Here is an 18404-nt window from a genome sequence, read left to right as displayed (position 1 = left end):
CCCTCAGGCGCGGGGCACGGCCCTTCCCGGCCGTGCCCGCGCCTCCGGGTGCCGGTGAACGTGGCGGCCACCCGGAGGCGCGGGATCGTTCGGCTCAGGACGTGGCGGGCACCTGCGGGCGCAGGAGGGTCTGGAGGCGCGTCGTGCGGGCCTTCGGGGGGATCTCGGCCACGGCGCGCGGCAGTGCCTGCTCCGCGCCCTGGACCACCGACAGGTGCCGCTCGCCGCGGCTGAACGCGGTGTAGATCCAGGGCCTGCTCAGGGCCGCGGTCGCGTCGCCGGGCAGCACCACGACCGCCGCGGGCCAGCTCAGACCCACGGCCTGGTGCGCGGTGAGCGCCCACGCGTGCCGCACCGTCTGCTCCACCTGCTCCTTCGGTACGACGACGGGGGCGCCGTCACACTCCAGGTGCAGCCCCTCCGCGTCGGCCCGCAGAACCCGGCCAAGGGTCGTGCGACCGGGCGCCGGGACATGGGCGACACGGTCGCCGGGGTCGAAGCCGCCGAACCGGCCGGGGCCGGGGTTAAGACGCTCCTTGAGCGCGGTGTTCAGCGCGCGCGTGCCCGCGGCGCCGCCGTGTCCGGGGGTGATGACCTGGGTGTCCTCCGTGGGCACCCCGATCGCCCTTGGCACCGAGTCCGCCACGAGCTGCACCGTGCGGTGGACCGCCTCGCCCGCGTCGCGCACGGGGACGATCACGACTTCCTTGCCCGGCGCCTCGACCTGGTTCAGCTCGCCGATGCCGATCCCGGAGACCAACTCCCCGATGGGGCCGGGGTCCGGGACGCGCGAGACGACCTGCGGGCAGCAGTGCGCCGCCAGGAGATCGGCGAAGACCCGACCCGGGCCCGCCGACCACAGCACTCCCGGGTCGCCGCTCAGCACCAGACGGGCGCCGTCCGGCAGGGACTCCACAAGGATCGCGGCGCTCTCCACGTCCAGTTGCGGGGCGTCGAGGACCACCAGGAGGTCCAGGTCGAGCGCTCCGTCCCTGTCCCGTCCGGGGCCCTCCGCTCCGGAGAGCAGCCCCGCCACGGTCGCGGCGCCCGCCTCGTCCGAGCCCGTGAGCCCGGCGACGCGTCCCCGCCCCGCGGAGCTGTGCGTGGCCGCCCACGCCCGCAGGCCCAGGCCCGCCGCGGCCGCCACGAGCGCGGCGGGCTCGGCGCGCGCCGCCTCGCCGCCGGTGTGCAGGACGAGTCCGTGTCCCGCCACCGCGCGGATCAGCTCGGCGGTGGAACCGGACGCCTCGCCCGCGGCGGACTCCCAGCCGTCGGCCTGCGGGCCCGAACTCTCTTCCTTGGACAGGGAGTTGATCACCCGGGCGATCCCGTCGGCGAGACTCTCCTCGGCGAGGGCGTACTGCTCGAGGCCTACCAGGACGCGGACGGGCTGCTCGGTCTCCTCGCCCTCGTCCTCGTCCTCCTCCTGTACGGGGGCCGGGGCTCCCGGGGTCTCGATGACGTCCTGGAAGACCAGGATGTCGCCCTCCGCGATGGCGCTCTGCACCGCCGCGTCCGGATCGGGCACGGCACGCTGTCCGAGCGCCGCGGTGAGCGCCGCCGCGTCCAGAGCGGTGTGCCCCGCGACGGCCGCCTGCTCGAGGAGCCAGGCGGTGATCGCGCGCCCCCTGCGCTCGTCGTCGGGCCCGCACTCGGCGCCGAGCAGCGCCCGCGCGAACCCGTCGGCCTGTTCCGTGCGCACGCCGGCGACCCGCAGCAACTGCCAGGGGTCGTCCCGCAGCAGGGCGTCGGCGCCCTCGCCGAGCGCCGCCGCCGTCCGCTCGGCGAGGGCGGCCGGGGCTCCTCCTTCGGCGAGCACGGCACGGACCGCGTCCACGGCTTCGTCGCCGGGGCCCGAGGCGGCCGGTGCGACGGGCTGCGGTCGCCTCGCGGGCTCGGGCGCGGCCCTGCGCGGTGCGGGCTCGGGCTCGCGGAAGGCGCTGACGGCGGGCTTCTCGCCGCTCTCCACGGCGCGCACGGCGGCAAGGAGGTCGGCGGCCGTGCCGCTGAGCTTGGCCCCCGCGTCGACAGGACCCTGCTTGGCGGCCTTCCGCTCGGCGATCCGCTCCTGGAGTTCCCGCTGGGCGGCGATCTCGGCCTCGGTCTCCGAGAGCTCCTTGCTCTCGGCGGCGTCCTCGGTGACAGCGTCTTCGGCGGTGGCGTCTTCCGTGGCGGCAGCGCTTTCGGCGGCGGCGTCAGGACCGGTGGAGCCGTCGGTGGCGGCTTCGGTGGCGGCCTCGGTGTCGGCCGCGTCCACGGCGGCCTCCGGTGCGGCGGCCTCCGGTTCCTGTGCCCCGGTCTCCTGTGCGGCAGCGGCCTCCGCTTCCTGCGCGGCAGCGGTTTCCGGCTCCGTACTCACAGCGTGCTCCAGTCGTGATCGGGGTAGCGGTGCACGGGCGCCGACACGTCGTCGAGCGCCTGGCAGATCTCGTCAGGAAGACTAAGGGTCTCCACTGACAATGCGGCCGTGAGCTGCTGCGCGTTGCGCGCGCCGACGATCGGCGCGGTCACTCCGGGGCGGTCGCGGACCCAGGCGAGTGCGACTTGCAGGGGCGTGGCCGCGAGGCCGTCCGCAGCCGTGGCGACCGCGTCGACGATGCGGCTCGCGGCCTCGTCGAGGTAGGGCGCGACGAACGGCGCCAATTGCTCGGAGGCGCCGCGCGAGTCGGCCGGGGTGGAGTGGCGGTACTTCCCGGTGAGCACGCCGCGGCCGAGCGGCGACGAGGGCAGCAGGCCCACCTCCAGGTCCATCGCCGCGGGCAGCAGCTCGCGCTCGACGCCGCGCTGGAGCAGGGAGTACTCCATCTGCGCACCGGCAAGGCGCGTCCGCGTCGCCGGGGCCGCGAGCTGCCACGTCGCCGCCTTGGCGAGCTGCCAGCCGGAGAAGTTCGAGATGCCCGCATAGCGCGCCCGGCCGCTGCTGACGGCGATGTCCAGGGCCTGGAGCGTCTCGTCGAGGGGTGTGCAGGGGTCGAAGGCGTGCAACTGCCACAGATCCACGTAGTCCGTCCCAAGGCGGGCCAGGGACTCGTCGAGCGCGGCCAGGAGGTGGCCCCGCGAGCCGTCGAAGCGGCGGTCGGGGTCGGGCACGCTGCCCGCCTTGGTCGCGATGACCAGGTCGCGCCGCGGCACGAGCCGCCGTTCTATGAGTCGGCCGAGCAGATACTCCGCCTCCCCGTCCCCGTACACATCGGCCGTGTCGACGAGGCTGCCGCCCGCTTCCCAGAACACCTTCAACAGGTCGGCGGCGTCGCTCTCCTGGGTGTGCCCCCACGTGAGGGTGCCGAGTCCGATCCGGGACACGCGAAGGCCGGTGCGGCCGAGATGCCTCTGCTCCATGGGCGCGAGATTACTGGGCGGGCTCCAGTGGCGTGAGGGGCTGTGGACAAACTTGTGTCCTGTTGAACGACCTGGCCGGCTCGGCCACCCGCCCCGCCCGCCCCTGACGGCGTGCGGGGCCACGCGCTACAGTCCCCGGCACAGGGACGTTACTGCTCAGTAAGGGGATTCGGCCATGCAGCTCGGGATCAACCTCGGCTACTGGGGCGCGGGGATGGACCAGGACAACCTCGCCGTCGCCAAGGAGGCCGACAAGCTCGGCTACGCGGTCTGCTGGGCCGCCGAGGCCTACGGCTCGGACGCCGCGACGGTGCTGTCCTGGGTGGCCGCGCAGACCGAACGCATCGACATCGGTTCCGCGATCTTCCAGATCCCGGCCCGGCAGCCCGCGATGACCGCCATGACGGCCGCCACGCTCGACTCGCTCTCCGGCGGACGCTTCCGCCTGGGCCTCGGCGTCTCGGGGCCGCAGGTCTCCGAGGGCTGGTACGGCGTCAAGTTCGACAAGCCGCTCGCCCGCACCCGCGAGTACGTCGAGATCGTCCGCAAGGCGATGACGCGCGAGCGCCTCAGCTATGAGGGCGAGCACTGGACGCTCCCGCTGCCGGGCGGCCCGGGCAAGCCCATCAAGCTCACCGTCCACCCGCAGCGCGAGCACATCCCGCTGTACGTCGCCGCGATCGGCCCCAAGAACCTGGAGCAGACCGGCGAGATCGCCGACGGCGCCCTGCTGATCTTCCCCTCGGCCGAGCACCTGGAGGACACCGCGATCCGCCACCTGCGCGCGGGGCGCGAGAAGGCGGGCAGGACGATGGAGGGCTTCGACGTCGTCCCGACGGTGCCGCTAGCGGTGGGCGACGACGTCAGCGGCCTCGCGGACATGTTCCGCCCGTACACCGCCCTCTACGTGGGCGGCATGGGCAGCCGCAAGCAGAACTTCTACAACCAGCTCGCCCAGCGCATGGGGTACGAGAAGGAAGCGGCCGAGATCCAGGACAAGTACCTGTCCGGTGACAAGGAGGGCGCGGCTGCCGCCGTGCCGCGCGAACTGATCGACTCGACCACGCTGCTCGGCTCCGTGGACCGGATCGCCGACCGGATGCAGGCCTACGCGGCTGCCGGGGTCACCACACTCACCCTGGCGCCGGCCGGCTTCACGCTCGAGGAGCGGATCACGGCCCTGCGTGCGGGTACGCAGGCGCTGGAGCGGGCTGGACTGGCGTAGCCCTACCGGCGTCACCGTAAGAGAAGTTCTGCGGCCGTGGTGGGGGCTCGGGGGTCTTCCCCGCCACGGCCGTCACGGAGCACAACGCGCCGCGGCGCCCCTCGGTTACGGCCGTGTCCGGGGCCGGATGTCCTTCGTTTGGCGGAGCTGTACCTGACACCTGTTGCCACACCCGCGCCACCGCATTTGACTTGTTCTTCGCGGAGATCGCGTAGAGGGCATGGAGGTGCCAGTGATGCTTTCGGCCAGGGGTGTCTTCGAGGAGATCCTCGACAACGACGAGTCGTTCCGGCTCTTCTGTTCCATCGCGGCCAGCGGGGAGTCGCAGGGTGGCTGGGAGAACGGGCGTATCGCGGCGCTCCTTCCCGAGAGCCAGCGTGCCCTCACCCCCAAAGTCGCCCGGCACGGCGCCGACGAGGACAAGCACGGGCGGATTTTCCACGCCCTTCTTAAGAAGCGTGGACTCGAGCCCGTCCCGATCCCGCCAGGGACCGACTACACCATGCTCCTCGAACGGCAGGGCATCGGCCTTGCGCACGAGAAGCTGCGCCGCGAGGAGCCGCTGACCGAGCAGGACGTCGTCGTCTATCTCTCGCACAGCCGCGTCACCGAACAGCGTGCCGCCGACCAGATGAACATGCTGGTCACGTACTTCGGCGACCACCCCGAAGTCGGCAAGGCCTTGAGGATGATCTGCCACGACGAGGACAACCACCTCGCCTACTGCCACGAGGAGTTGCTCCGCCTCGCCGCCGCGGGACACGGGCGGACGATCCTGGACTCCCTGCACGCGTGCGCCCGTGCCGAGACGCGCGTGTACCGCGACGTGAGCCTCGCAGTGATGGGCCACATGGGGCGCATCCTGGGCTGGCCGAAGCCCAAGTCCGCGGCGCTCGCCTCGGGCGTCCACGCCATCTACGCGTACGAGAGGTTCGGCGGCTGGCGGCGGATGGTGTCCCTGGAGATGCCCCAGCGGCGCGACGCGCTCGGCGGGCCCGCCGTCCCGGCGCCCGGATTCGCCTGATCCGGACGAGAGTCCCTAGAGCCAGCCGCGGCGCTTGAACTGCCGGTAGAGGAAGAACTCGAGCGCGACCATCAGCAGGATCACGGCCGGGTACGACCACACCCAGTGCAGCTCGGGCATGTGGTCGAAGTTCATGCCGTAGACCCCCGCGATCATCGTGGGGACCGCGGCCATGGCGGCCCACGCCGAGATCTTCCGCATGTCGTCGTTCTGCCGCACGCTCATCTGCGCCAGATGGGCGGAGAGGATGTCGGACACCAGGCGGTCGAGGCTGTCCACCCAGTCGTTCACGCGCGTCAGGTGATCGCTGACGTCCCGGAAGAAGGGCTGCGCGGCGCCCTTGACGAAGGGCACCTCAGGCGCGAAAGGGCCCGTTCCGGAGAGGCGCATCATGGGCATCGCCAACGGTCCCGTGGCCCGGCGGAACTCCACGATCTGGCGCTTGAACCGGTAGATCCGCGACGCCGTGTTGCGGCTGCCCCCGTTCTCGGGCGAGAAGACCTCCGCCTCCAGCTCCTCCAGGTCGGTCTGCAGCTCGCCCGCGACGTCCAGGTAGTGGTCGACCGTGGCGTCGGAGACCGCGTACAGGACGGAGGTCGGACCGTGCTTGAGCATGTCGGGCTCCGCCTCCAGACGATGACGTACGACACCGAGGGGCGAACCCTCGCCGTGCCGGACCGTCACCACGAAGGCGTCGCCGATGAAGACCATGACCTCGCCCGACGAGACGGCGTCGCTGTCCGCCTCGTACATGACCGGCTTCAGGACCACGAAGAGCGAGTCGTCGAACACTTCGAGCTTGGGCCGCTGGTGCGCCTTCAAGGCGTCCTCCACCGCCAGCGGATGCAGCCCGAACTCCCTGCTGACCTCGTCGAACTCCTCCTCGGTGGGTTCGTAGAGGCCCACCCAGACGAACGCGTCCCCCGCGCCGCGCGCCTCGTCGAGGGCATCCGAGAAGTCCGCCTCGCACTCGGTGCGGCGCCCTTCCCGGTACATCGCGCAGTCCACGATCACGGAGCGCATTCTTCCGAACCTCAGCGCGAGGCGCACCTCGTCGGCGGCTTAGGCTGGCCCGCATGCCCACGCTGATCCTCGTCCGGCACGGACGATCCACCGCCAACACCGCGGGTCTGCTCGCCGGGTGGACCCCCGGCGTGGCCCTGGACGAGCGCGGCGCCGCACAGGCCGCGGCGCTCCCCGGACGCCTCGCGGACCTGCCGCTCGCCGAAGTCGTCACGAGCCCGCTCCAGCGCTGCCAGGAGACCGTCGCACCGCTGCTCGCCGCCCGTCCGGGCCTCACGGCGCACACCGAGGACCGCATCGGGGAGTGCGACTACGGGGACTGGTCGGGCCGCAAGCTGGCCGAGCTGTCCGACGAGCCGCTGATGGAGGTCGTACAGCAGCATCCGTCGGCTGCCGCCTTCCCGGGCGGCGAGTCCATGCGGGCCATGCAGACACGGGCGGCCGAGGCGGTACGCGAGTGGAACGCGCGCGTGGAGCGCGAGCACGGCGCGGACGCCGTGTATCTGATGTGCTCGCACGGCGACATCATCAAGTCCCTTGTCGCGGACGCCATCGGACTGCACCTGGATCTCTTCCAGCGCATCTCCGTGGAGCCCTGTTCCGTCACCGCGATCCGCTTCACGCGCCTGCGGCCCTTCCTCGTACGCCTGGGGGACACCGGCGACTTCGGGTCGCTCGCGCCCCGCGTGGAGCCGCCCGGCAGCGACGCGGCGGTGGGTGGCGATGCGGGAGCACCGTGATCGTCGCCCGCAGTAGGGTGCAGTCGTCGCGCCGAACAGGCGCAAATGATCAACCGCAGTCGATCCCAATGGAGACAGGACGTGTCGCGTCAGGTGTTCCTCTACGACCCGCCGGAACGCTTCGTGGCCGGAACGGTCGGGCTCCCCGGCCGGCGTACCTTCTTCCTCCAGGCCTCCGCCGGAGTCCGGGTGACCAGTGTGGCCCTGGAGAAGACCCAGGTGGCCGCGCTCGCCGAACGCATGGAAGAGCTGCTCGACGAGGTGGTGCGCCGCAGCGGCGGCAATGCCCCCGTGCCCGCCGTCGCACCCACCGAGGTCAGTGACAGCGCGCCGCTCGACTCACCCGTCGAGGAGGAGTTCCGCGTCGGCACGATGGCGCTCGCCTGGGACGGCGACGAGGAGCGGATGATCGTCGAGGCGCAGGCTCTGGTCGAGCTGGACGCCGAGTCCGACGAGGATCTCGCGGAGGCCGAGGAAAGGCTTCTGCAGGACGACGAGAACGGGCCGCCGATGCTGCGCGTCCGGCTCACCGGGGCGCAGGCGCGCGCGTTCGCCAGGCGCGCCCTCGACGTCGTGAACGCGGGGCGGCCCCCGTGCCCGCTGTGCAGCCTCCCGCTCGACCCGGAAGGACACGTATGCCCCCGGCAGAACGGATACCGGCGGGGCGCGTGAGCTCCGCCGACGTGGACGCGTCCGCCGGTGTCGTGGACCTGCTCACCCGAGGTGAGCTGACCGTGCGGGGCCGGATCCCCGAGGCCTCGAACGCGGTGCTCTACTGCTCCGTCTCGTACGAGGGCCGTGAGGCCGCCTGTGTCTACAAGCCGGTCGCCGGGGAGCGTCCCCTGTGGGACTTCCCCGACGGGACGCTCGCACAGCGCGAGGTGGCCGCGTACGAGGTCTCCGAGGCCACGGGGTGGGGCCTGGTCCCGCCGACCGTGCTGCGGGACGGGCCGCACGGCGAGGGCATGTGCCAGCTGTGGATCGAGGGCTCGGCAGACACGGAGCTCCTTGCCCTGGTCGAGGCCGAGGAGCCGGCCGAGGGCTGGAAGGCGATCGGCTTCGCGGACGTGGGCGAGGGGCGGACCGCGCTCCTTGTGCACGCGGATGACGAGCGGCTGCGGCGGCTCGCCGTGCTGGACGCCGTGATCAACAACGCGGACCGCAAGGGCGGGCACCTGCTGGCCGACGCCGACCGCCTGTACGGGATCGACCACGGGGTCACGTTCAACGCCGAGGACAAGCTGCGGACGCTGCTGTGGGGGTGGGCGGGGGAGCCGCTGACCTCCGAGGCGGTCGGGGTTCTGGAGTCCCTTCGGGACGGGCTCGCGGGCGATGCGCCGCTCGGCGTCCGGCTGGGAGAGCTGATCACCGGGGCCGAGGTGGACGCGGTGCGCGCGCGGGTCGCTGCGCTGCTGGCGAACGGGAAGCATCCCGTGCCCGGCGGGGAGTGGCCGGCGATTCCGTGGCCGCCGGTGTAGGTGTAGGTGCCCTACGGCACGGGCGGCTGCCGGGCAAACGGGTGGGTGAGCGGGAAAAAATCCGCCGCGAAGCGGCGGCGCAGTCCCCCGGCACAAGGCGCCCCCCGCCAGGTCAAGGCGCCCCCGCCGGGATAAACCTTGATCCCCGCTCGTATACGGACGCTCCGTCCGGTTAGGCTCATGGCATGCATGCCTGGCCCGCTTCTGAGGTCCCCGTCCTGCCTGGCAAGGGCCGCGACCTCCGGATCCACGACACCGCGACCGATGGTCTTGTGACCCTTGACCCCGGTCCCGTCGCCCGTATCTACGTCTGCGGCATCACTCCGTACGACGCGACCCACATGGGTCACGCGGCGACCTACAACGCGTTCGACCTCGTGCAGCGCGTGTGGCTCGACACCAAGCGGCAGGTTCATTACGTCCAGAACGTCACCGACGTGGACGACCCGCTCCTGGAACGTGCCATCCGCGACGGAAAGGACTGGGTCGAGCTCGCCGAGGGCGAGACCGCCCTGTTCCGCGAGGACATGACCGCCCTGCGACTGCTCCCGCCGCAGGACTACATCGGAGCCGTCGAGGCGATACCCGGCATCGTGCCGCTCGTCGAACGCCTCAGGGACATGGGCGCCGCCTATGACCTGGAGGGTGACGTCTACTTCTCCGTCGAGTCCGACCCGCACTTCGGCGAGGTGTCCCGCCTCGACGTCGCCGCGATGAAGCTGCTCTCCGCCGAGCGCGGCGGCGACCCGGACCGCCCGGGCAAGAAGAACCCGCTCGACCCGATGCTCTGGATGGCCGCCCGCGAGGGCGAGCCGAGCTGGGACGGCGCCTCGCTCGGCCGTGGCCGCCCCGGCTGGCACATCGAGTGTGTGGCCATCGCCCTCGACCACCTGGGGATGGGCTTCGACGTACAGGGCGGCGGCTCCGACCTCGCCTTCCCGCACCACGAGATGGGCGCGTCGCACGCGCAGGCCCTCACCGGTGAGCACCCGTTCGCCAAGGCGTACGTCCACGCCGGCATGGTCGCGCTCGACGGCGCGAAGATGTCCAAGTCCAAGGGCAACCTCGTCTTCGTGTCGAAGCTGCGCCGGGACGGCACCGACCCGGCCGCCATCCGCCTCGCCCTTCTCGCGAACCACTACCGCGCCGACTGGGAGTGGACCGACGCCGTCCTGACCGAGGCCGAGGCACGGCTCGGCCGCTGGCGTGCCGCCGTCTCGCGTCCCGACGGACCTTCCGCCGACGCCCTCGTCGAGGAGATCCGCGAAGCCCTGGCCAACGACCTCGACTCACCGGCCGCGCTCGCCGCGGTCGACGCGTGGGCGGCCCGCCAGGCGACCGAAGGCGGTACGGAAGAAGGCGCCCCCGGCGTCGTATCGCGCGCGGTCGACGCGCTGCTCGGCGTGGCTCTGTAGCCACCGGTCCACCGAAGTAGTCACCGGTTCACCGCATGGGCCGCTCCGGAAGTCCAGGAGCGGCCCAGCAAAGTCCATGGCCCCAGCACCTGTTGAGGCGCTAGACCACCGGGCATGAGATCACCCACCCGCTTCAGACGGGCGGCAGTCGCCGCCGCCCTGCTCGGTCTCCTCGCGGTGTTCGCCGGTCCCGGTGGCGGCGCCGCACAGGCCGCCGACGATCCCGCGACCACGGTCGGGGACGTCACGGACTTCACCGCCGACGGCTCCGTCTACCGGCTCACCGCGGGCAAGGCCCAGGCCCGCGTCAGCTTCGTGTCGACGGAGACGTTCCGCCTCGAACTCGCCCCCGAGGGCGACTTCACCGACCCCACCGGCAAGGACATCGTCCTGCCGCAGGGCGCCCCGCCGCGCACCAAGTGGGCCGACAAGGGCGACCGCTACGAACTGAGCACGTCGAAGGTGACGCTGCGCGCCTACAAGTCGCCGCTCCGTTTCGCCCTGTACCGCGCCGACGGCACCCAGGTCTGGGCCGAGTCCAAGGGCCTGAGCTGGACGAAGGACGCCACCACGCAGAGCCTGGCCCGCGGCGCCGAAGAGCAGTACTACGGCGCCGGGATGCAGAACGGCCGCGGCAACACCTCGCACCGCGGCAAGAAGGTCGAGGTGAGCGTCGACTACAACTGGGACGACGGCGGCCACCCCAACTCCGTCCCCTTCTACCTGTCCTCGAAGGGCTACGGCGTCTTCCGGAACACGTACGCGCCCAATACCTATGACTTCGCGGAGCCGGTGACCGCCACCGCCGAGGAACAGCGTTTTGACGCCTACTACTTCGCGGGACGCGCCGACAAGGACGTCAAGGGAGTCATAGGCCAGTACACGAAGCTCACCGGCAAGCCCTTCCTGCCGCCCGTCTACGGGATGGAGATCGGCGACGCGGACTGCTATCTGCACAACGCCAACCAGGGCGAGCGGCACACCCTGGACTCCCTGAAGATCGCGGACGAGTACAAGAAGCACGACATGCCGAACGGCTGGATGCTCGTCAACGACGGCTACGGCTGCGGCTACGAGGACCTCGCCGAGACCGCCAAGGGCCTTCAGGACCGCGACATGCAGCTCGGCCTGTGGACCGAGGACGGCATCGACAAGATCGCCGATCAGGTCAAGGCGGGGCAGCGCGTCGCCAAGCTCGATGTCGCCTGGGTCGGCGACGGCTACAAGAAGGCGCTCGACGGCTGCAAGGACGCGTACAAGGGCATCGAGGACAACAGCGACGCCCGCGGATTCACCTGGGCCCCCGAGAGCTGGTCGGGCGCCCAGCGCTGCGGGGTGCAGTGGTCAGGGGACCAGAGCGGCAGCTGGGAGTACATCCGCTGGCAGATCCCGACGTACGCGGGCGCGACCATGTCGGGCATGGCCTACACGACCGGTGACGTGGACGGCATCTTCGGCGGCAGCGCCAAGACGTACGCGCGCGACCTTCAGTGGAAGTCGTTCCTGCCGGTCACGATGACGATGGACGGCTGGGCGGCTAACGACAAGCAGCCCTTCCGGTACGGAGAGCCGTACACCTCCATCAACCGCAAGTACCTGAAGCTGCACGAATCGCTGCTGCCCTACCTCTACTCGTACGGCCACCAGGCGACGGAGACCGGCGTCGGCGCCGTGCGCCCGCTGGCCCTCGAATACCCGGACGACCCGAAGGCCGCCACCGACGCCGCCAAGTACGAGTTCCTGACGGGCGAGGACTTCCTCGTCGCGCCCGTCTACAAGGACACGACCGTCCGCGACGGGATCTACCTCCCCAAGGGGACATGGACCGACTACTGGAGCGGTCGCACGTACAAGGGGCCGACGACCGTCGACGGCTACAGCGCGCCCCTCGACACCCTGCCGCTCTTCGTCAAGGGCGGTGCCACCGTGCCGATGTGGCCCGGCGGCATCAGGTCCTACAAGGACCGCACCGCCGAATCGCCGCTCGCCTGGGACATCTACCCGCAGGGGAAGTCCTCCTTCGAGCTGTACGAGGACGACGGCGTGACCCGGCAGCACCGCGACGGCGAGTACGCCACCCAGCGCGCCGACGTCGAGGCGCCCCGCTCCGGCGCGGGCGACGTGCGGGTGCGGATCGGCGCGAGCAAGGGGCAGTTCAGCGGCAAGCAGACCAAGCGGCCGTACGCGTTCACGCTGCACACCGGTGATGCGCCGAGCCGCGTGGAACTCGGCGGCGACAAGCTGCCGCGGCTCGCGTCGAAGGAGGCGTACGAGAAGGCCACGCAGGGCTGGTTCTACGACCGGGACGACCGGGGCGGTGTCGTGAAGGTGAAGACGACCGCGCTCCGTACGGACCGGGCGTTCGAGCTTGAGCTCGACGACACCAGCGCGGTCGGTGGTGCGGTGCCGGGCGCGAGTGCCGCACTGAGCGCCCCCGCAGGACAGGAGCTCGGCGCCGGATCAGCGGGCAAGGTCGCCGTCGACGTCACCGCGGGGACGCGCGACGCCACCGGAGTCGACGTCACCCTGGACGTGCCGAAGGGCTGGACCGCGGGGAGCGCCCACGCCGACCGCGTCCCGGCGGGCACCACGCGCCGCGTCGAGGTCGCCGTCACCGCGCCCAAGGACGCGGAGCCCGGCGAGCAGCCGCTGACGGCGACGGCACGGCACCGCTCGGCGGGCCAGGACCGCACCGCGACGCAGCGGATCGCGGTCGCCGTCATGCCTCCGGCGCCGAAGGGCGACACCTGGGCGAGCGACATGGTGTGGCTCAAGTCGGCGAACGGCTACGGCCCCGCCGAACGCGACCGCAGCAACGGGGAGTCGGGCGCCGAGGACGGCCACCCGCTGACCCTCGCCGGGAAGACGTACGAGAAGGGGATCGGCACCCACGCCGACTCCGCCATCGAGGTCTACGCGGGCGGACAGTGCGCCGGATTCACCGCTGACGTGGGCATCGACGACGAGATCAACGGCTACGGAGAGGTGGCCTTCTCGGTCGAGGCCGACGGCAAGGTGCTGTGGACCTCGCCCAAGGTGACGGGGGCATCGGCGACCGTGCCGGTGGATGTCGACGTGAGCGGGGCGCGGCACGTGGAACTGAAGGTGACCGACACCAACGGCTCCAAGAGCGGGGACCACGGGGACTGGGCAGCGGCGAAGTTCAACTGCGCGTAGGTCTGTCACTGGATGTAGTCACCGGATGGGAGCGCCGCCGGGCGGGAAGTGACTCCGCCCGGCGGCGCCGTCTACTCACCGACGGTGGTGACCGTCACTTGGTGACCACGATGGCCAGCAGGTACGCGGGGTTGTTGGTGTCGTAGTAGCCGATCACCCGCTGCCCGAAGGCGAACGCTTCCTGAACCTCGTCGTGGGTCTGCGGGCTGGGGTTGATGAACACCCGCCAGGCGTTGTCGACAAACAGATAGATCGTCGACGCCTGGCCGGGGAGGGGCTGTACGACGTCCCAGAACGACGTCGCGATGTTCGAGGCGAGCGCCTGCGTGGAGATCTGGGGCGCCTGTGCCTGCGGGACGCTTTCCTGGCCGAGCTGCTGCTGCTGGCTGCTGAACTGCTGGCTGCCGAGCTGCGAGCCGCCGGACTGCTGGCCGCCGAGCTGCTGGAGCAGCTCCTGGTAGGGCTGCTGCTGGCCGAGCTGGTGCAGCTGCTGTTGGAGCTGCTCCTGGAGGTGCGGCGGGATCTGCTGCTGCATCCCCTGCATTCCCTGCGGGCCCTGCATCCCCTGCATGCCGCGCATGCCCTGCGGGCCGAACTGACGCTGGCCGGAGGACTGCTGACCGAACGGCTGTTGCTGCTGGCCGCCGAACTGCTGGCCGCCGAACTGCTGCGGGGGCGCGGTGCTCGGGCCCTGCTGCTGCCCCTGCTGATGGCTCTGCGGGGAGCCGAACTGCTGCTGCCCGAAGGGCTGCTGGCCGAACTGCTCCTGGCCGTAACTCTGTTGGGTTCCGTACTGCTGTTGCGGTCCGTACTGCTGGCCTTGCTGCTGCATCGGACTCATGTACGGGGTGGTGCTCATGCGGGTGCCACCTTCCCTCAGTGGTTGTGGTGCTTCAGCGATGAGCGTGGTGATGGAGCGTGTTGCTCCGGCGACGCGCGGGTGTCTCAGCCCGTGACGACAAGGCCGACGACCTCGTCGTCCGAGAACCAGACGCGTACGTCGGGGTGCCCGCCCGCGAAGGCGGCGTGCACCGCCTGGCGGATGTCGGGAGCCGGATGGTTCAGGTTCCGCCACTCGCCGGCGACGAAGAGCCGCAGACGCGGCGGGAGTTCGGGAGGATAGGGGATCAGCTCGTCCCAGTACCGCTCGGCCTGGCCCGAGCCGACCGCGGACGGCAGCAGGTTGGTGACCGCCGACTTGATGTCGGGGCGGTTGCCGATCCGCTGCGACGCGGGGCGGCCCGGTGCGTCCTGCTGCCGCGAGCCCGTCGAGCGCAGCATGGCACGCGCGCGCTCCGGCGTCATCAGCTGCTGGCCCGCGGCCTTCAGCATGCCCTGCAGACAAGCCAGGGCGCCGACGACGACCGGTGAGGCGGACGAGGTGCCGGAGAACGTGTCCGTGTACCAGGCGATCTCCTCCGCACCGCCCTGCAGATCGCCCGGCTGGTTCCAGTAGCCGCCGGTCGTGGTGGTCTCGCGGCCCCAGCCCTGCGCGTCCAGGCGGGCGCCGTAGTTGGAGAACGCCAGGCGGGAGCGGTCCGGGCCGTGATCACGGCCGTGCGTGCCGGGCGGCGGTGCGCCCGCGCCGACCAGGACGGCGCCCGAAGGCCGGTTGGAGGGGTTGAAGGGGTTGCGCCACGACTCGGGGAACTCGTCGGGCCTGCGCTCGTACACCGCGTCGTCCAGGGACTCCGCGCCGTTGCCCGCGGCGGCGACGACGATGACGCCCTTAGCGCAGGCGTACCGGATCGCCGCGTAGTCGTCGGGCCACCATTCAAGGGCGATGTAGCCGCGCTGGTCGTCACGCGGTTCGAAGTCGAACCGCGGTCCCGGCCTGTGCAGTTCGATCAGCACGATGTCACCGGGGCCGAGCCGGTCCGCCGCCGCGTGGATCGTGGCCGCGGTGCCCAGGGGCTGGAAGGAGGCCGCCGCGGTCGTGGCCTCGGGCGCGATGCCGTTGATGCCCACGTAGTTGCGGTCGCCGCCTATCACGCCGATCACCGCGGTGCCGTGGTTGCGCCAGGCCACGTCCTGGACGGGGGTGCCGATGACCACGCCGGCGAGCTTGCCGGTCAGGTCCTCGTGGCCCAGCTGCCAGGCGCCCTCGATGTCGATCACCGTGATGCCCTCGCCCGACCCGCCGAGCCGCTGCCACGCCCAGTGCGCGTCGATGCCTTCGGGCGCCGGGCGCAGATAGCCCTGGCGGCCCGTGAAGTCGGGGGTGACGGGGGCGCCTTCCTTGCGGCGCCCGGACTCGCCGATGCCGGGCTCACCGATGCCTGGCCCGCTCATGCCGGGTCCGCTCATGCCGGGTCCGCTCATGCCGGGTCCGCCCATGCCGGGTCCCCCGGACTGGCCCGACCGGCCCTGGGGCGCGGGCCGCGAGGGATCCGGGCCGAGCGACGCCGGTACCGCGCCCGGCTTGACGTACGCCGTGTCGATCCCCGGCAGCGCCGCCATCCGTGAGCGCAGCTCCTGCGCCCTGCTCTCGCCGCCGCGCACGCGGTAGAAGAGCGCCAGGTCCGGCACGCCGTCGCCGCCGTCCGTGGCCGTGTGCTGTCGGACCGCGGACTGCACGCGCTCCTCGTTGCCGAACAGCGGCTCCAGGGCGAGCTGTTCATCGCTGAGGAACATGTTCAGGGCCGACACGTCGGAGTCCGCCGCCGAGCGGACGCCGTCGGTCACGGCACGCAGCCTGGCCTCGGGCCGTGCGACGACGATCAGCTCCTGCTCGGACGCCCGGTAGGTGAATCCCGCCCCGTCAGGTCCGGGGCCACTGGCTCCCGGGCCCCCTGCCGGCTCTACCTGGTCGGTCATCGCTTCACCGCTCCCTTCGGTCCTGCCGGTGCCGTGCTGTGCGCTGTGGCGCGCATTCCGGGGCACACCCTGCTACCGCCGGGCGCGGCCGTCCACCCCCTTTGCCCCAACTGTGTTTGAAATCAAGGGGATCGGGGAACCCCGTGCAATTCGTCCGGAAGGCGATGTCACGCCTCAATCCGGCCATGTGCCGGACGCACGCAACGCAGTGGGGCGGCACCCTCTCGGATGCCGCCCCACGTGGTGTTCCGCTCTTCGCTCCAGTCAGTCCTCGGAGGAATCAGACGGTCCGGAATCGCCGCTGCTCTCCTCGTCCGGACCGGAGCCGGTTCCCGGATCCGTTTCAGGGCGCGCCTGCGGCTTCGGCGGTCGTGTGCGGTCGCCGCCCTGGCTGTCGCGCAGATACGAGGCCGCGTCACCGCCCTCCGTGGCATGGCCGCCGGGCTGCGGCGGACCGCCGCCGTCGCGCCGCCGCAGATAACGCTCGAACTCACGGGCGATCGCCTCGCCGGTCGCCTCGGGCAGCTCGGCCGTGTCCCGCGCCTCTTCGAGAGACTGGACGTACTCGGCGACCTCGCTGTCCTCGGCCGCCAGCTGGTCCACTCCCACCTGCCAGGCGCGCGCGTCCTCGGCGAGATCGCCGAGGGGGATCCGCAGGCCGATGAGGTCTTCGAGGCGGTTCAGGAGCGCGAGCGTGGCCTTCGGGTTCGGCGGCTGCGACACGTAGTGCGGGACGGCCGCCCACAGGCTCACCGCGGGGACGCCCGCGTGCGTGCACGCCTCCTGAAGGATGCCGACGATTCCCGTCGGACCTTCGTACTTCGTCTCCTCCAGGTCCATGGTGCGGGCCAGGTCGGCGTCGGAGGTGACGCCGCTGACCGGGACGGGGCGCGTGTGCGGGGTGTCGCCGAGCAGCGCACCCATGATCACCACAAGCTCCACGCCCAGCTCGTGCGCGAAGCCGAGGATCTCGTTGCAGAACGAGCGCCAGCGCATCGAGGGCTCGATCCCGCGGACCAGCACGAGGTCGCGCGGCTTGTCACCGCCCACGCGGACCACCGAGAGCCGGGTCGTCGGCCAGGTGATCTTGCGGACGCCGCCTTCCAGGAAGACCGTGGGGCGGTTGACCTGGAAGTCGTAGTAGTCCTCGGCGTCCAGCGCCGCGAAGACCTCGCCCTTCCACTCCTTGTCGAGATGCGCGACCGCGGTGGAGGCGGCGTCGCCGGCGTCGTTCCAGCCCTCGAACGCGGCCACCATGACCGGGTCGACCAGCTCGGGTACTCCCTCGAGCTCGATCACCCAGGCCTCCTTCCGACGTCCTTTATGTACGACCCAACCTTACGGCGTCCGGCGGGGCCCTCCGCAGCCCCCTTGCACGGGCTTCAATGACCGGATCACTGCCCCGCGAGAGACCCGCGCACTCCCACGGAGAGGGTGCTTCACAGCGTCGAGCGCAGCCACTGCTCCACGCTCGCGATGTGCACCGTCGCCCACGACCTGGCCGCTTCGGCGTCGCGGTCGCGCAGCGCGGTGAGGATCGCGCGGTGCTCGTGCAGGGTGCGGCTCACGGCGTCCTCCTGGGTGAGGCCGCGCCAGACGCGGGCCCGTGTGGTGGGTCCGGAGAGGCCGTCGAGGAGGGAGCACAGCACCGAGTTGCCGGACGACTGCACGATGCCGCGGTGGAACTCCAGGTCGCAGGCGACCAGTTCCTCCACCGAAGGTGCCGCTCCCAGGGCGTCCAACTGTGCGGTGAGCACGTCGAGTTCGGCCTCGGTGATGTGGACGCTGGCCATCGCCGTGGCGGCCGGCTCCAGGATGCGGCGCACCGCGAGGAACTCCAGGACCGTGTCGTCGCGGTGGAAGTCGACGACGAAGCTCAGGGCTTCGAGAAGCAGCTGCGGGTCCAGGCTCGTGACGTACGTGCCGTCGCCCTGCCGTACGTCGAGGATGCGGATCAGCGAGAGAGCACGCACCGCCTCGCGCAGCGAGTTGCGTGAAAGGCCCAGGTCGGCGGCGAGTTCACTCTCTTTGGGCAGCCGGTCGCCGGGGCGCAGGGCGCCGGAGACGATCATGCCCTTGATCTTTTCGATGGCCTCGTCGGTGACAGCCATGGGACCTCGCCTCGCAAGACAGAAGACATCCGATGTATCGGACGATTATGGCGTG

Annotated in this window: 14 protein-coding genes; 7 read left to right on the top strand and 7 right to left on the bottom strand. The window is 71.4% G+C overall.

Annotated elements, in window-relative coordinates; genetic code table 11:
* Positions 1–94: 94 nt before the first annotated feature.
* Positions 95–2359: a helix-hairpin-helix domain-containing protein gene (locus ACWFRJ_RS17235; RefSeq protein WP_453530620.1), complete on the bottom strand. Its 2265-nt coding sequence runs from the start codon at positions 2357–2359 to the stop codon at positions 95–97.
* Positions 2356–3339 (bottom strand): aldo/keto reductase, encoded by a 984-nt coding sequence (locus ACWFRJ_RS17230; RefSeq protein WP_453530617.1) that lies wholly within the window; start codon positions 3337–3339, stop codon positions 2356–2358. Before ACWFRJ_RS17230 ends, ACWFRJ_RS17235 begins: the two co-directional genes overlap by 4 nt.
* Before the next feature lie 175 nt (positions 3340–3514).
* Here ACWFRJ_RS17230 and ACWFRJ_RS17225 point away from each other — a divergent pair, with 175 nt between their 5' ends.
* Positions 3515–4564 (top strand): LLM class F420-dependent oxidoreductase, encoded by a 1050-nt coding sequence (locus tag ACWFRJ_RS17225; RefSeq protein WP_453530614.1) that lies wholly within the window; start codon positions 3515–3517, stop codon positions 4562–4564.
* Positions 4565–4799: 235 nt separating this feature from the next.
* On the top strand, positions 4800–5588 hold the full coding sequence (locus tag ACWFRJ_RS17220; RefSeq protein ID WP_453530612.1) for a ferritin-like domain-containing protein: 789 nt from the start codon (positions 4800–4802) through the stop codon (positions 5586–5588).
* A gap of 15 nt (positions 5589–5603) precedes the next feature.
* Here the strand turns inward: ACWFRJ_RS17220 and corA are convergent, their stop codons facing one another.
* Entirely contained in the window at positions 5604–6602 is a 999-nt protein-coding gene (gene corA, locus ACWFRJ_RS17215) for a magnesium/cobalt transporter CorA (RefSeq protein ID WP_453531183.1), read from the bottom strand.
* Positions 6603–6664: 62 nt separating this feature from the next.
* Between corA and ACWFRJ_RS17210 the strand changes: the two genes are divergently transcribed.
* The 5 genes from ACWFRJ_RS17210 to ACWFRJ_RS17190 all read left to right on the top strand — a co-directional run bounded on the left by ACWFRJ_RS17210 (position 6665) and on the right by ACWFRJ_RS17190 (position 13421).
* On the top strand, positions 6665–7351 hold the full coding sequence (locus ACWFRJ_RS17210) for a histidine phosphatase family protein (RefSeq protein WP_453530609.1): 687 nt from the start codon (positions 6665–6667) through the stop codon (positions 7349–7351).
* 81 nt (positions 7352–7432) lie between these two features.
* Positions 7433–8023, top strand: a complete 591-nt coding sequence (locus ACWFRJ_RS17205) for a DUF3090 domain-containing protein (protein WP_453530606.1) — start codon at positions 7433–7435, stop codon at positions 8021–8023.
* On the top strand, positions 7987–8829 hold the full coding sequence (locus tag ACWFRJ_RS17200) for an SCO1664 family protein (protein WP_453530603.1): 843 nt from the start codon (positions 7987–7989) through the stop codon (positions 8827–8829). Before ACWFRJ_RS17205 ends, ACWFRJ_RS17200 begins: the two co-directional genes overlap by 37 nt.
* 185 nt (positions 8830–9014) lie before the next feature.
* On the top strand, positions 9015–10244 hold the full coding sequence (gene mshC / locus ACWFRJ_RS17195; RefSeq protein ID WP_453530600.1) for a cysteine--1-D-myo-inosityl 2-amino-2-deoxy-alpha-D-glucopyranoside ligase: 1230 nt from the start codon (positions 9015–9017) through the stop codon (positions 10242–10244).
* A 114-nt stretch (positions 10245–10358) separates the two neighbouring features.
* On the top strand, positions 10359–13421 hold the full coding sequence (locus tag ACWFRJ_RS17190; protein ID WP_453530598.1) for an NPCBM/NEW2 domain-containing protein: 3063 nt from the start codon (positions 10359–10361) through the stop codon (positions 13419–13421).
* 94 nt (positions 13422–13515) lie between these two features.
* On the opposite strand, the gene ACWFRJ_RS17185 is transcribed toward ACWFRJ_RS17190, so the two are convergent.
* The 4 genes from ACWFRJ_RS17185 to ACWFRJ_RS17170 all read right to left on the bottom strand — a co-directional run bounded on the left by ACWFRJ_RS17185 (position 13516) and on the right by ACWFRJ_RS17170 (position 18349).
* A complete protein-coding gene (locus ACWFRJ_RS17185; RefSeq protein ID WP_453530595.1) occupies positions 13516–14280 on the bottom strand; it encodes a hypothetical protein in 765 nt (254 codons plus the stop codon).
* Between the two features lie 86 nt (positions 14281–14366).
* Positions 14367–16238 (bottom strand): S8 family peptidase, encoded by a 1872-nt coding sequence (locus tag ACWFRJ_RS17180; protein WP_453530592.1) that lies wholly within the window; start codon positions 16236–16238, stop codon positions 14367–14369.
* A 264-nt stretch (positions 16239–16502) separates the two neighbouring features.
* Positions 16503–17537 (bottom strand): PAC2 family protein, encoded by a 1035-nt coding sequence (locus tag ACWFRJ_RS17175; RefSeq protein WP_453530589.1) that lies wholly within the window; start codon positions 17535–17537, stop codon positions 16503–16505.
* Positions 17538–17677: 140 nt separating this feature from the next.
* On the bottom strand, positions 17678–18349 hold the full coding sequence (locus ACWFRJ_RS17170; protein ID WP_135332691.1) for a FadR/GntR family transcriptional regulator: 672 nt from the start codon (positions 18347–18349) through the stop codon (positions 17678–17680).
* Positions 18350–18404: the final 55 nt, after the last annotated feature.

The sequence above is a fragment of the Streptomyces sp. NPDC055239 genome, from assembly GCF_053606205.1.
The sequence above is the reverse complement of the archived record's forward strand: the minus strand, read 5'-3'. Positions and strand labels throughout refer to the sequence as shown.